The following is a 13,973-nucleotide window of genomic DNA, read 5'->3' on the forward strand; positions in this document are numbered from 1 at the left end:
TTATCCGAACCTACCGGTAACATAATCTTCTGTTCTCTGATCTTTAGGTGTCGTAAATATTTTTTGCGTGTTATCAAATTCAATAAGTTCACCCATTAAGAAAAATGCGGTTTTATCTGAGATTCTTGCTGCCTGATGCATGGAGTGGGTTACAATCACAATGGTGTAGTCCTTCTTCAAGTCAAAAATCAACTCTTCTATTTTTGCTGTAGCAATAGGGTCAAGGGCAGATGTCGGCTCATCCATTAGTAGAACCTCCGGCTTCATTGCCAGGGCTCTGGCAATACAAAGTCTTTGTTGCTGCCCACCAGAAAGGGCTAATGCAGATTTATTTAACCGGTCCTTTACCTCATCCCAAAGTGCAGCCTCTTTAAGGCTTTGCTCAACTATTTCATCTAATTGCCCCTTATTCTTAATACCATTTCTCTTCGGGCCATAGGCAATATTTTCATAAACTGACTTAGGGAATGGATTAGGTTTTTGAAACACCATCCCTACCCTTCGTCTTAGTGCAACAACATCAATACTATCATTATATATATTTTCTTCGTCTAATAGAATATCTCCTTTTATTTTTACATGATCTATTAAATCATTCATACGATTTAAAGTTCTTAGAAAAGTTGATTTTCCACATCCTGAAGGTCCAATTAGTGCAGTGACTTTTTTTACATCAATATTTAATGAAATATCTTTCAAAGCTTGAAATTCACTATAATATAAATTTAAGTCATTCACTGATATTTTTGACATATGCTTTCCCCTTTCTGTTACTAGGCTCTTTTACCTCTTTTAAAAGCAATACGTATCACTGTAGCGATTATAAAGAAAATACCTACAATCCCCAACAACACTAATGCAGTTCCATACTTTATCTGTTCAGGCATATTAGGTACTTGGGTTGATATAATGTATAGGTGGTAAGGGAGTGCCATTGCTTGATCGAATACGGACTTCGGTAATCTTGGTAAAAAGAAGGCAGCCACGGTTAGTAAAATTGGCGCTGTCTCTCCTGCGGCTCTTCCGATCCCTAAAATGGCCCCGGTTAAAATACCTGGCATTGCATGGGGTAATACTACACTTCGAATCGTTTGCCATTTTGTTGCTCCTAGGGCTAAGGATGCCTCTCTATAGCTCTTGGGAACACTTTTTAAAGCTTCTTCGGAAGCGGTTATGACTACGGGTAAAATTAGGCAAGCTAGGGTTAAAGAGCCAGCTAATAGTGACTGTCCTAATTTCATAAATAAAACAAACAACCCTAACCCAAACAAACCGTATACAACAGAAGGTACCCCTGCTAGATTTAATATTGCCAACCGTATAACTTTGCTTAATTTACCTTGTTTTGCGTACTCTGTAAGGTATATTGCCGAACCTATACCTAAAGGCAGGGCAATTATAATTGTTCCAAAAACTAAATATAGCGTCCCAACTATTGCGGGATAAATCCCGCCTTCACGCATGCCGCTTCTGGGCATTGCAGTTAAGAACTCCCAGCTTACTGCTGAAATACCTTTGTATATAATAAAACCGATAATTGTCAGTGTAATAGCAATAACTGTTGCTGTAATTAAGCCTAAAATAATAAAGGCTATTTTTTCTTCTAGATTTTTTTTATTTAATTTAACCATTTAATTAGCCTCCTTTTTTGATTTTGTTAAAACATAGTCGGCTATTAAATTGATTATAGTTGTCATTGCTAATAGCACCAAACCTACTGCAAATAGGGCATGATAGTGTGTGCCATTACGTACTGTATCTCCCATTTCTGCAGCAATTGTTGCTGTCATTGTTCTTCCGGAAACAAGAAAGGAATTAGGAATTTGAGCTGCATTTCCAGTAACCATCATAACCGTCATGGTCTCTCCAATGGCTCTTCCTATCCCTAACATAACTGCAGCAATAATTCCAGAAGATGCAGCAGGTAGTAGTACATAGCGAATGGTTTCCCATTTTGAAGCACCTAGTGCTAGGGATGCTTCTTTATATTCCTCGGGAAGTGCAGAGATCGCATCATCAGATATACTTATAATTGTAGGTATTGCCATTAATGACACTAAAATAGATCCTGTTATTACTGTAAACCCTGAAGAAAGAGAGAAGGTCACTCTAACCCAGCTAGATAAAACAACAATCCCTAAAAACCCTAGTACCACTGAGGGTATTGCAGATAAAAATTCTATAATAACCTTTAGTACCGTCTTTGTTTTTGGCGGTGCCATTTCCGATATGAAAATGGCACAACCAATACCTATGGGGACGGAAATAAGGATAGCTCCCAGTGTGACCATCACCGAACCTGCAATAAGAGGTACAATTCCATATTGTGGATTAACGGATACAGGAAACCAATATTTGCCCAAAAAGAATTCTTTTGGTGATACTGTACTAAACAAAGGTAAACCTGTACGAATAAGAAATAGAAATATTAAACCTACTATTAGTACCGAGGTTATGCCTAACACAAAAATTACATTTTCTATTAGAAACTCCCCAACTCTATTTTTAATCCCTTTTCTCATGTTTTTATTGTGTTCTATTTGTTTTCTTTTTGCTATTGCTTCCTTCATAAAACACACCTCTCTCTATATGTGAACTAAGACAATGATACTTAGTACTTCTCTGATTTTAATTTATATACATCTAACTTACTTTCTACTGTTTTAAATTTGTCCTATCTTTTAACTATCCCCATAGAAAAAGATTAAGGCGGGTAGTTTTTCTACCCGATGGTTTGTTCATTTTTCCTACTATTTTACTGGTATAAATCCAATGTCTTCTACAATATGTTGCCCTTGTGTGCCCATTACAAAATCCATGAATAACTCTACCACTCCTGTTGGTTGACCGTCTGTGTATAAGAACAGTGGTCTAGCAACTGGATAATCCCCTGCTTGAATGGTTTCTAAAGAAGGATATACTGCTTCACTGTTTTCATCCATTGAAACGGATACGCCTTGAACTTGATCTGATAAATAGGCTAATCCTACATAACCGATTCCATTAACGTCCTGCTGTACGCCTTCTACAATTGCTTGTGTGGATGGCATTAAATTAGAATGTGTCGCGTATTCTTCATCATCAAGTACAAACTCTTTAAAGAATGCATAAGTGCCTGAGTTTGATTCTCTGGAATAAAGGGTGATTTCTGCGTCGTTACCACCAAAGTCTTTCCAATTTGTCTTTTCTCCTGTAAAAATTGCTTTAATATCTGCCCTTGTTAATTCCGCTACTGGATTATCATTATTTACTACTACTGCAATCCCATCTCTACCTGTTACAAACTCAACAACTTCAACACCATTTGCTGAAGCATCATCAATTTCTTTATCTCTAATTGCCCTAGAAGATAGTGCAATGTCTATTGTTCCGTTAATCATTGCTGCAATCCCTGTACCTGATCCCCCGCCAGTTACCGCCATTTGTGCTTCTGGGTATTCATCCATAAATTCTTCTGCCCATCTTCCACCTAAATTAACCATAGTATCTGATCCTCTTGCTTGAACTAATTTGCTAAAATCTACACCACTATCTGTATTTGTTTCAGAACCATTAGCTTCTGTTCCTTGATCTGTTGGTGTGTTTTCTCCTCCACATCCAATAAGCATTACTGATGCTGTTAATGCTACGACTAAAAACAATACTAGTTTTTTCATCTTCATCCCCCTTAATTTTTTTAGAAGTTTTAATTGTCCACAAGCTCATTATACCGACTTCTATCGAAGGCTTGGTTAAGGGAATGTTAATGAATTGTTATGTTTATGTTAAGCAATTTCATTTTCTGATAGTTATATTAAATTTTTTGTTAGAATTCTTTTCCTACTTTTAAAATGTTCTTATGGAATTAAATCTTAATAATGTTAATTTTAATTAATGGAATAAAAAACTCGTAAAAATGAAGTATATAACAACAAAAGACCATTAGATGGCCTTTTTGTCTCGAGTTTATTGTATTTATTTGAATTTTACGCTTTATATAAACAAGCCCAACATTTTTTTATGCTGGGCTTGTTTATAACTTTATGTATTTACTTAAACGGAATAAATTTTTCTCCTTGATGTGGTGCAAAGTAATCATCGGAAGTTGTATGTTTATTTCGTATACAATCATTACACTTACTCGTATTATACATCTTACAAGCCTTTTCATAATCACAATCAATGTAATACATACTCATTCCTCCTTATTTTCCTATATCTTATGTTCAATCTTATAGGTTTATTATCGATATTAACAAAATATCTAATTGTACTTTATTAAATATAATATATAAGTATATTATATTGGTAAACTACTTACTGTTTGAACTAATGGTTTTACTTAGTTTGCTTTTAAAAGAGGTTCTATTTTACTGTTTTATATTAAGGTTACAATTGTTAAACCTTCTTCTAATAAATATTCAATAATCAATGGTAGTGCCTCTACAGTATTTGGTCTTTCATGGAATAAATAAATTGCACCATCTGAATCAGTTTCTATTACGTAATTTAACAATGCAGTTGGTGCCTGCCAATACCAGTCTTCTGGATCTCTATTCCATAAAATACTTCTCATATTTTTTTGCTGTAGAATTGTATCTGTAATATGATTTTGTGCCCCATATGGTGGACGAAAGAGTGTTACCTCATGATCTAAAATTTCCTTGATACTTTCATTTGTTTTTTTTATTTCAGCTTGTTGCTCTTCTTGCGAAAGCAGTGTTAATAATACATGAGAATGAGAGTGATTTCCAATTTCAAAACCATAATCATATGTATATTTTACGTAATCTGGGAACTCATCAATATAAGCACCTATGAAAAAAAAGGTGCCCCCAACATTATAGTGGACCAATATATCTACTACTTTCTTTGTATATTTCGTTGGTCCATCATCAAAGGTTAATGCTACATAACCCTTGGGTAGTCGGGATATTTTACTACTATTCACAACAAAAGGATTTTTAATATTTCGGCTAGGAACTTCTTCTTGAGAAGCATCTAATTGCCCATGGTCCATTTTTTTACTTGTAATTTCTATATCACTATCTTGGACTGGATCTGAGACTACAGGTTTTAGCTTAGCTTGTCCTACAATATAATAACTCATAGTAAGAAAAACTATTATACATAACACACCAGGTAATATATATCTATTCTTTTGTAAAATATTATTTTCTACTAGCTTTTTTGCATCTGGTTTACAACGATTTATTTCTTTCTTCTCTATTTTATCTTGGGTGGAAGTGACTTCGATTGTTCCTAGATTATTAGATTGTAAAAATGATTCTAAATCCTTTATATTATAAATACTTTTTAAATGACTAAGCGTAGCATGAAACTCAGGAGAACACAGAAATTGATCCTTAATACTGTTATTTTTGATATAAGTAACAACAGTTGTTTCATAGTTATTTTTATCCTGATTATTGATACCCGTAAATGACAAACGATATTTTAAATCATCTTTATTTTTTACTATTTTCAATAAATTTTCATATGTAAACTGATCTATATTTAATGTGAATTTTGAAACTTCTCCTTCAATGTGAAAACAACAGGTTAACAAGTAGCAATTATCCTGTTGTTCCAAACCTATGATTTCCAAAAACCTAACTCTGTAGTTAGCATCCATTCGTTAATACCCCGTCCTTAGTCTAAAACTACTGCAATATTATTTATTTTTAAATGAATCAGCGTTATTTTTTATTTGAATCTGGGAAATCCACTACATTTTTTTCAGCACTTTTCTCCTCATTATTATGATAGGAGGATGTAGACTTATTTACCCGTTCTGTAAAATCACTAAAGCTTTTTAGTAATTGTACTTTTTCTTCTTGGATTTTCTTATGACGTTCAACCAACTTTTGATTTTCAATTTCTTTCTCACGAATCGTTTCTTCTAGTGTTTTTATCTGTTGTGCCATAGATATTCTGAATTGCTTATAATCTTCACTTAATTGTCTATATTTTTCCTGTTCCTTTTCCAGTGCAAAATTAACCTCTTCAACCTCATTACTAATTCTTACTTGGTATTCTCCATAATCTTCAAGCAATTGATCAAAGTTCAATTTCTTGAGTGTTAACTCTTCTTCTAGTTGTTTCTTCTCCATTTGTTGCTCGTTTACTTTCTTGTTTGCCGTTTGAACATCTTGCTTTAATTTATCGATTTTCTGATTAGCATTGGTTAGCTGAGCTTCTAAATCTTTTATAGCTACCATTTTAAGTTGTCTATCTTTAATGATCTGTTCAACTGCTACTTCCACATCAACAATGACCTTTTCCTTATGGGATAAACTTGTAATTGAAGGATTCTCCGATGTTTGTGTTTCTTCTTTTAATTGAGGCTGTTTCGGTAGGTTTTCTTCTTGGTGCACTTCCTTCTTACGAAACCAGTTAAATCCCTGTTTTTCACTAATTGACATTCTAGACTCCACCTTTCCAACCAAGATATTTATATAATTTATTTACAATCAAAATATTCTATAAATACCAATAATTATATAAATTTTAAGGTATATTCTAAAGATTGTCAAACTTTTAATTTTATTGTATATTATTGTTTTATTGTGAGAATATGGTATTTTCAGATTTAACGTTTACTTTTGTTCTGTCCCTATTTGCAGTAATAAAATAAAGTTTGTCATAATTTAGTGAAGTTATCTCATAAAATAATATGAAAGGATATTTTATAGGAAATAAGTAATTCTGTAAAAATAGATCTCTTGTAAAGTAGGTGCATAATGAAAAAGGTATATCTATTTATTATAATTTTGGTAGTTTTTTTCCCTCTAAGACCTCTGTTAAATTATCATTATACCTCAGACAACGTATATAACAGATTCGTGGATGCTTATGAGAATATCATAAAGAAAGATATATTTTCTCTTATGATGGCCTACCCAGAACATATTGTAGATATAGAAGTGGTAGATGGTAATGAAATATACCTTATATTAAAATCAGGACAAAGGCTAATATACGATGATAGTAAAGAAAAAAACGCCTTAGAAAGGCTAGAAAACCCTGATTTGAAAGATATGATGGAACAAAACTATGTTCTTGGTGACATTGACGGTCTAATGGCTGAGACATATAACCCTGGAAGAATCCGAGTATATCCTTTATTAAAAGAAGTATACGGATCTAACCAGTATGAAATTGAAAAGAAGCTTTCGGGAGTAAAAATGAGTTCTGGTTATCATCGTTTTAACAGCAGTAATGATGCTGCACACCATCTTGAAATGGCAGTTTCAGCGTTAAATCAACTTGCTAAAAATAAGCCAGAACTTTGGTCCTATCTTTATCCTATAGGTGGTACTTATAATTATAGATATATTTCTAGAACCAACCGGCTAAGCCCTCATGCTTTTGGCATTGCTATAGACTTTGCAAGTAATAAAAATGATTACTGGCAATGGGCATCAAGAGAAGCAGGAGAAAAGCGATTAAAGTCCTACCCTCAAGAAATAGTTGATATAATGGAAAATCATTATTTTATATGGGGTGGTAAATGGGGACAGTTTGACATACTCCATTTTGAATACCGTCCTGAAATCATTATAAAAGCAAAGTACTTCCCTGTTGATGAAAAACCAATAGTCTGGTATGAGAATTTGCCGGCTGAAGATATATCTGTATCCAACTTAATATGTTTTATAGAAGAAAGACTTAAGGAATTTTCCCTTTCTGATTAGATGGTTTTAGTTATAAATAAAAATGGATGTGAATAATAAAAGTAGCGCTTAGTAAAGCGCTTACTTTTATTGGTTTGAAATTAGTTTTATAAAGAAGGTAACGGTTTTTTCTATATTATCTAATGAAATTCTTTCATCCGTGGCATGCACTTTACTAAGTTCATCCTTCGTTATTCTATATGGTGAAAAACGATAGATATTTTCTGAAACAATTTCATATTTCCTTGCATCTGTACCTGCCATAACTAAATATGGAGATACGACAGCCTCTGGAAAAACATCATAAATAGTGTTTTCTATATGCTTAAAGGCTTCCGTAGAAACACTAGATGCCTTGGAAGGATCCTCTAACCTCAATGCTTCAACTTTTATATTCGAATTATTGACTACGCTTTTAATATGATTTAAAAGCATTTCACCGGTTTCTCCAGGTAAAATCCTAAAATTAAAAGTTGCAGTTGCTTTTAATGGCATTACATTTGGCTCTGGACCTCCTTGGGCCATTGTTGCAGCAGTTGTGGTTCTTAGCATTGCATTTCCCGTAGGATTACTTGAAAAGATTTTTATAAACAATGGTTTAAATAACCACATGTTTGCTAAAATCACTTTGTTGATTCCCTTCATTTCTGGGCCAATATATTTAAGCATGTCCTCCACAGGAGGAGTCAGTCTTGTCTTCATTTGATGCTTTTCAAGATTAACAATCGCTTTACTAATCATCCCTAAAGCTGTATTTTTAGGTGGCATTGATGCATGCCCCCCTGGACTTTCTGCTGTCAACCTTATATTCGCATATCCCTTTTCGCAGGTACCTACTACGGCTACAGGGGCATCAATACCTTTCATTGCTCCTTCCGTAACACAGCCCCCTTCATCTAATACAAGATCAAAGGTAATTCCTCTGTCATATAGAGTTTGGGCGATCATCTTTGCTCCGTCTTTTCCCCCAATTTCCTCATCATGACCAAAAGCTAAGTAGATATCTCTTTCTGGTGTATGGCCTTGTTTTAAAAGAGTTTCTATTGCTTCTAAGGCGCCAATCATTTGTATTTTTATATCTAGGGCTCCACGCCCCCATACAAAGCCGTCCTTTATCATGCCGCTAAAAGCCTCATAGGTCCAATCTTTTTCTGTGCCTTCCTCTACTGGAACAACATCCATGTGGGCTAGTAGTAAAATAGGATTTTTTGAGGTGCCTTTTCCCTTCCATTTGTATAAAAGACTATAGGTGTTTATGGTTTCTTTTTCTAAATGCTTATGTACTAGAGGATAGGATGTTTCAATAACATCCTGCAGTTTTTTAAATTCATCCCAATCTGTTAAATTGGCATCAGAGTTTGACACGGTTTTACACTGAATGGTTTTGGATAAATTCTCTGCTGCTCGGGTAGCATCCACATCTATTTTAAATTTTGTAGAAGTAGTATGCTTTTTACTTTTAAATCTTAGTGTATTCACTGTAATAATAATAGTTAATATCATTACTATACTGAAGATGATGATCATATACTTTCCCCCTTGCTTTCTCTAAACTTCTTTGACCCAGCCTTTTTTATACATCCATCGGGCAGCACCTATAGAAACAGCGCCACAAATCGGTATAAGTACCGCTGGCTGTACGGCTACAAACATGGATATTATAACAGTTACGGATAGTGGCACAACGGCTAACTTCCATTGCTTTAATATCCAATAAGCACCTAACCCACCAAATAGGGCAGGCAAAATATTTTCAAAGGCTGGTGCAATAACAGGCGAACTTAATATTGGGGTTAAAGGTACAATTGCTATAACGCCAATTATGATAATTGTCCCTGTTACAAGGGTGGATACCGCAATTGAAATGGTAGAAATAATGTCTCCTTCTTTACTAGATGGCTTAACTTCAGCAGATTCCATGCACATTGCGGCACAGGGAATTTTTAAGTTAGTTAAGTTTCCTGAAACAAAGGCTAAATAGGATCCACCACTACCTAGCATTGGGGTATAAGTTAAAACCTCTGCAATACATATTGGTATTTGTATCATGGATATTGTAAGCATGCCAATCATTAAATTAGAGATAGGCGGGAAAATACTGTATCTAATACTGATTAAAGCCGGCACAACAAAAATAAGTATAAGTGCAATAATTCCAGTGGTACGACCTATTTTGTGAATTTTATCTTCATATTGACTTCCTGCAATTTTGCTTTTAATTGCCATGGTCTTCACTCTCCTTACATTATGTTAGTGTAGAAAATAGATAATCCCATTGCGCCAATCATACTAATGGCTAATGCAAAATTATTTAACCACTTAATTTCATATTTTTTAATAAGATAAGTTAATCCAATCATTATAGCCCCACCTGTAATAGTTGTGGCTAATGGTACCCCTCCTTCTACAACTGGTTGTCCTATAAACACAGATAGCATCCCAAAGTAAAGGGCTGATATTAAGATGGCTGTCCAGGCAGAATCTTTCTGTTTTAACGTCCCCATCTTGTTTTGGATTTTCTTTAAAAATAACACACAGATTAATAATCCCCAAATGATTCCTACGGACATAACCCACATTGAATTAGCAAACACTTCTGCTGTATAACCTGCTCCTCCTAATCCGGATACCCCCATGCTTTGAGCCCCAATATTTGCTGACATTAATTCATAGGGCGCTGATCCAATTATTGATAATCGAATCCAAGGAAAAGGCACACCTAATACCGGTGCCATTGCAATAAGTGAAATTAATATAGGCAATGATGGCACTACCGAAAACACGGCACTTGACTTTACCGTATCCCATAACACTTTTTTATCTATACCAATCCTTAATCCTTCTTTCCAGGCAGCTCTTAATAAAATGATGGCTTGTATAAAAACAAAAGCAACCACAACAGCCCCAATTTTAAAAATAAAAGAGCTATTAGCAATATTCAAATAACTTTCCATATTAGTCCCTCCCTTTTTGTTAGTAAAAGTTTCTTTTAAATAATACTAATTATATTTAATCCCTTATTATCACTGAGGTCAATAGTTATTTATTATCTCTACTCACTTAGGTGGCCTTAATTCAAACGTTTAAATTAAAAAAACATCGGGTAGGGGATAAGTATGAAGACAAATAACTAAAAAATAAGGAGGTTTCTATGTCAAGAACATTAGAAAAGATTAGCCCAGGGGCCCTTAGAAATCTTACTAAAGATTTGTACGGCCTTATAAGAAAAAAACTTTATCTTAAAATATTAATGGCTTTATTTCTAGGTATCGGATTTGGTATAGTGTTTAGCCCTGAAATGGGTTTAGTTGAGGAGATAACTTCTACAACTTTAGGTAATTGGTTAGCAATCCCTGGACAAATATTTTTAGGTCTTATACAAATGATCGTGGTTCCATTAGTTTTTGCCTCTATTATTACGGGACTTGCCTCTAGTGAAGATATGGAGCAATTACGAAAGTTAGGTTCTAGAATTGTCATCTATTTTATATTTACAACGGTTGTTGCAATTTCAATTGGTTTAATTGTAGCATTAGTTATTCAGCCCGGAAACTATATTGATACAAACTCAGTGGATATGGCAGTGGCTGATAATCCTGTAATTGAAAACGGCGAAGATGTAGAAGCTTTAACTGCCGGTGATGTTCCGGCTATGCTGACCAACCTACTTCCCCAAAATCCATTAGGATCTATGGTTGAGAAAGAAATGCTTGCAGTCGTACTATTTTCCATCATAATTGGTTTTGCTCTCGTTTCCATGGCACCGGATAAATCCAAACCCCTTATCGAGATGCTTGAATCCATTCAGGAGGTTTGTATGACTGTTGTTCGTTGGGCCATGCTTTTAGCGCCTATCGCCGTCTTTGGACTAATTGCACAAATTACAATGAAGGTAGGTATTGAGGCCCTGTTAGGCATGGCGGTGTACGTAGGTACTGTGTTACTTGGCTTGATTTTATTAGTGATTTTCTACTTGCTTCTCGTAACATTTTATATTAAAAAGTCCCCTCTATGGTTTCTAGGTAATGTACGAGATGCACAATTGCTTGCATTTTCAACTTCTAGTTCCGCGGCAGTTATGCCTTTATCTATTGAAACTGCAGAGGATAAATTGGGTGTAAAATCATCTATATCTCAGTTTATCATTCCCCTTGGGGCTACGATTAATATGGATGGTACTGCCCTTTATCAAGGTGTTGCAACTGTATTTCTAGCACAGGTATTTGGCATAGAGTTAGCTATAAGTCAGCTATTACTTGTTATTGTTACCGCCGTTGGCGCATCAATTGGTTCTCCTTCTACCCCCGGTGTTGGTATCGTTATTTTATCTATGGTGCTGGACAGTGTGGGAATACCGGCTGGTGGGATTGCTCTAATAATTGGTGTTGACAGAATACTGGATATGAGCCGTACCTCTGCTAACGTTACTGGGGACCTAACTGCTGCAATGGTTATGAATAAACTGTTAAGTAAGGATAAAAATACGCAACCGCTTGAAAATGAAACAGTTTAGATAATTATCAGGAACATTAATATAGAACATAAGTTTTTACATTTTATAGATTAAATCTTAGGTAAGACTAGAATCGAGTAAAAGCATCCTTTTGAATTTTATTTCAAAAGGATAAAGAAACTACACTGATTTCTGAAATTGGTCTAAATGTGATTGATCTATTTAGTTCCAAAACGCCATATTTAAAAGATGCGATTGAATAGGATCTAGATTCCATTGTCTTAACTAAAGGCTCTCATTTTATTCCCAGGATATTGGATAGTTATCTTATTTAAAAAAGCACAGCGCCCCTTTAATTTGGGCGATGTGCTTTTGTATTTTTTTGATCTTTCAATCTGTACTAGTGAATTTTACACTAACTTCAATAGCGCTTATTTAAAGATTACTTTGGCCTTGCAATTTGTATCCACGTAGACCCATAAATCATTTCAATTTCTTGTCCGTCCTCATAATAGAAACGGGTTGGAGAACTTGGCGTATCCTTCTTCCACGTTCCCGTAAACTGCTGGCCATTGGCATAGTAGTCAATGGTTCCTTGACCAACAACTGTAGGCGTTGTTCGTCCTCTTCTGTCTGTAGGATGATCCGTGTACTGTACGACAACATTTCTAGCTAATATTGGGGCACCAGTTGCATCCCGATGTGCATTTCCATTGATTAGCCTACGATACGCCCCTTCGCCTCTATCATATTGATAACTAACTTTATAATTACGACTATATTCGATGGCGAGTGAATTTCCTTGTTTTCCCTGTCTACTCACGTTACCTGGTCTAATCACTGAGCCTGGGGAATGGGTCCCTCTGTTTAGTGTTGATAGGTTTACATACAAATTATGAGGGGCACGACGGGAAGAATCTCTATAGAACCCTGAATGCGCCAATGCATTTGTGTAACTTACTCCCCAATCACTAATTCGTTGTAGATTATCTCTACTCCCACTTGCAGTAATAAAGTTAACTTTATTTTCCCAGGCTAATATTGTATTGTGCTCCCTTGCACTACGAATTGGACCTACCTTATTAGGCAGATTTGAAAAAAGTGCTAAGTATCGTGTTGCTCGACCTTCTACTTCATACTCGTATACAATACTTGCTTGTGATAGCCCGTGTTGTGGCCTGGCATTTGGATGATTATCAATAGCTATACCGTATACAGGGTTCTGATGCCTTTGTGGAATCTCATTTAATTTTTCTGCAAGGTTCTCTCTAGAAGTATCTAAAAGAGCGTTAAGAGTTTTTCGCTGGTCTTCAAGATTTTGTCGCTCCGTCTCCATTTGAAAAAGTCTATCTTGTATGTTGTCTCGCTGCTCTTGGATAGCAAGTTGATGCTGTTGTGCGTTTTTTTGTTCTTCTCTCACAGAACTAATGAGTTCTGCATCTCGGTCTGCAATTCTTCTCATATAATTTAGTCGAACGATCAGATCACCAAAGTTCTCAGATTCCAGAAGAATCTGTAAATAAGATGCGCCACCTTTCATATAGGCACTTCTTACTCTACCTGAAAATTTTTCTGTTGTATCATCAAGTCTTGCTTGTGCTTCTGCTAATAATTTTTCTGCTTGTTTTTGTTTTCTTTCAATTGTAACTAGTTCTTTTTCCAACTCTGTAATTCTATTTAATCGATTATCGATATCTTCATTTAAAAGCTTTATTGTTTCTTCATATTCAGCAATTTCTTCCCTAATCTGATCCGCATCTTGGTCAGGGTAATCCGGGTTGGCATAAACAAGACTGTTCATTCCACCCACAACGGATACCAAGAATAAGGTCCCTAGTACTAGCCCCGTTATTAATCGACGCATT

13 protein-coding genes are annotated in these 13,973 nt (G+C 35.1%); 2 read left to right on the forward strand and 11 right to left on the reverse strand.

Annotation, left to right across the window (positions count from 1 at the left end):
* The 7 genes from pstB to RH915_RS05010 form a co-directional block, all read right to left on the reverse strand.
* Window positions 1–753, reverse strand: coding sequence for a phosphate ABC transporter ATP-binding protein PstB (gene pstB, locus RH915_RS04980; RefSeq protein ID WP_310478298.1), 753 nt, complete (start codon window positions 751–753; stop codon window positions 1–3).
* Between the two features lie 20 nt (window positions 754–773).
* Window positions 774–1,631 (reverse strand): phosphate ABC transporter permease PstA, encoded by an 858-nt coding sequence (gene pstA / locus RH915_RS04985; protein ID WP_310478299.1) that lies wholly within the window; start codon window positions 1,629–1,631, stop codon window positions 774–776.
* Window positions 1,632–2,570, reverse strand: a complete 939-nt coding sequence (gene pstC, locus RH915_RS04990) for a phosphate ABC transporter permease subunit PstC (RefSeq protein ID WP_310478300.1) — start codon at window positions 2,568–2,570, stop codon at window positions 1,632–1,634. It abuts the gene before it with no gap.
* 180 nt (window positions 2,571–2,750) lie between these two features.
* Complete coding sequence (locus RH915_RS04995) at window positions 2,751–3,656, reverse strand: PstS family phosphate ABC transporter substrate-binding protein (RefSeq protein ID WP_310478302.1); 906 nt, start codon at window positions 3,654–3,656, stop codon at window positions 2,751–2,753.
* A gap of 372 nt (window positions 3,657–4,028) precedes the next feature.
* Window positions 4,029–4,172 (reverse strand): hypothetical protein, encoded by a 144-nt coding sequence (locus RH915_RS05000; protein WP_310478303.1) that lies wholly within the window; start codon window positions 4,170–4,172, stop codon window positions 4,029–4,031.
* 185 nt (window positions 4,173–4,357) lie between these two features.
* Window positions 4,358–5,614, reverse strand: a complete 1,257-nt coding sequence (locus RH915_RS05005; protein ID WP_310478304.1) for a polysaccharide deacetylase family protein — start codon at window positions 5,612–5,614, stop codon at window positions 4,358–4,360.
* A 64-nt stretch (window positions 5,615–5,678) separates the two neighbouring features.
* Window positions 5,679–6,404, reverse strand: a complete 726-nt coding sequence (locus tag RH915_RS05010; protein WP_310478305.1) for a hypothetical protein — start codon at window positions 6,402–6,404, stop codon at window positions 5,679–5,681.
* Between the two features lie 318 nt (window positions 6,405–6,722).
* Here RH915_RS05010 and RH915_RS05015 point away from each other — a divergent pair, with 318 nt between their 5' ends.
* The gene (locus RH915_RS05015) at window positions 6,723–7,676 is read left to right on the forward strand and encodes a M15 family metallopeptidase (protein WP_310478306.1); all 954 of its coding nucleotides are present in this window, start codon (window positions 6,723–6,725) and stop codon (window positions 7,674–7,676) included.
* A gap of 66 nt (window positions 7,677–7,742) precedes the next feature.
* Here the strand turns inward: RH915_RS05015 and RH915_RS05020 are convergent, their stop codons facing one another.
* Genes RH915_RS05020 through RH915_RS05030 form a run of 3 tightly spaced genes read right to left on the reverse strand, consistent with a single transcriptional unit; the run spans window position 7,743 to window position 10,609 of the window.
* Complete coding sequence (locus tag RH915_RS05020; protein WP_310478307.1) at window positions 7,743–9,182, reverse strand: M20 family peptidase; 1,440 nt, start codon at window positions 9,180–9,182, stop codon at window positions 7,743–7,745.
* Window positions 9,183–9,203: 21 nt separating this feature from the next.
* Window positions 9,204–9,881: a hypothetical protein gene (locus tag RH915_RS05025; protein WP_310478308.1), complete on the reverse strand. Its 678-nt coding sequence runs from the start codon at window positions 9,879–9,881 to the stop codon at window positions 9,204–9,206.
* A gap of 14 nt (window positions 9,882–9,895) precedes the next feature.
* Complete coding sequence (locus RH915_RS05030; RefSeq protein WP_310478309.1) at window positions 9,896–10,609, reverse strand: DUF5058 family protein; 714 nt, start codon at window positions 10,607–10,609, stop codon at window positions 9,896–9,898.
* A gap of 197 nt (window positions 10,610–10,806) precedes the next feature.
* Between RH915_RS05030 and RH915_RS05035 the strand changes: the two genes are divergently transcribed.
* Entirely contained in the window at window positions 10,807–12,168 is a 1,362-nt protein-coding gene (locus RH915_RS05035) for a dicarboxylate/amino acid:cation symporter (RefSeq protein WP_310478311.1), read from the forward strand.
* A gap of 382 nt (window positions 12,169–12,550) precedes the next feature.
* Here the strand turns inward: RH915_RS05035 and RH915_RS05040 are convergent, their stop codons facing one another.
* Window positions 12,551–13,972, reverse strand: a complete 1,422-nt coding sequence (locus RH915_RS05040; RefSeq protein ID WP_310478312.1) for a DUF3048 domain-containing protein — start codon at window positions 13,970–13,972, stop codon at window positions 12,551–12,553.
* Between the last annotated feature and the right edge of the window lies 1 nt (window position 13,973).

This window comes from Serpentinicella sp. ANB-PHB4, assembly GCF_031432315.1.
Lineage (GTDB): Bacteria > Bacillota > Clostridia > Peptostreptococcales > Natronincolaceae > Serpentinicella.

Bases quoted from the DNA above. Each gene is read 5' to 3' on its own strand.
- pstC (WP_310478300.1), bottom strand. From the start codon at position 2,570: ATGAAGGAAGCAATAGCAAAAAGAAAACAAATAGAACACAATAAAAAC.
- RH915_RS05020 (WP_310478307.1), bottom strand. From the start codon at position 9,182: ATGATCATCATCTTCAGTATAGTAATGATATTAACTATTATTATTACA.
- pstA (WP_310478299.1), bottom strand. From the start codon at position 1,631: ATGGTTAAATTAAATAAAAAAAATCTAGAAGAAAAAATAGCCTTTATT.
- RH915_RS05000 (WP_310478303.1), bottom strand. From the start codon at position 4,172: ATGTATTACATTGATTGTGATTATGAAAAGGCTTGTAAGATGTATAAT.
- RH915_RS05005 (WP_310478304.1), bottom strand. From the start codon at position 5,614: ATGGATGCTAACTACAGAGTTAGGTTTTTGGAAATCATAGGTTTGGAA.
- RH915_RS05040 (WP_310478312.1), bottom strand. From the start codon at position 13,972: ATGCGTCGATTAATAACGGGGCTAGTACTAGGGACCTTATTCTTGGTA.
- pstB (WP_310478298.1), bottom strand. From the start codon at position 753: ATGTCAAAAATATCAGTGAATGACTTAAATTTATATTATAGTGAATTT.
- RH915_RS05025 (WP_310478308.1), bottom strand. From the start codon at position 9,881: ATGGCAATTAAAAGCAAAATTGCAGGAAGTCAATATGAAGATAAAATT.
- RH915_RS05015 (WP_310478306.1), top strand. From the start codon at position 6,723: ATGAAAAAGGTATATCTATTTATTATAATTTTGGTAGTTTTTTTCCCT.
- RH915_RS05010 (WP_310478305.1), bottom strand. From the start codon at position 6,404: ATGTCAATTAGTGAAAAACAGGGATTTAACTGGTTTCGTAAGAAGGAA.
- RH915_RS04995 (WP_310478302.1), bottom strand. From the start codon at position 3,656: ATGAAAAAACTAGTATTGTTTTTAGTCGTAGCATTAACAGCATCAGTA.
- RH915_RS05030 (WP_310478309.1), bottom strand. From the start codon at position 10,609: ATGGAAAGTTATTTGAATATTGCTAATAGCTCTTTTATTTTTAAAATT.
- RH915_RS05035 (WP_310478311.1), top strand. From the start codon at position 10,807: ATGTCAAGAACATTAGAAAAGATTAGCCCAGGGGCCCTTAGAAATCTT.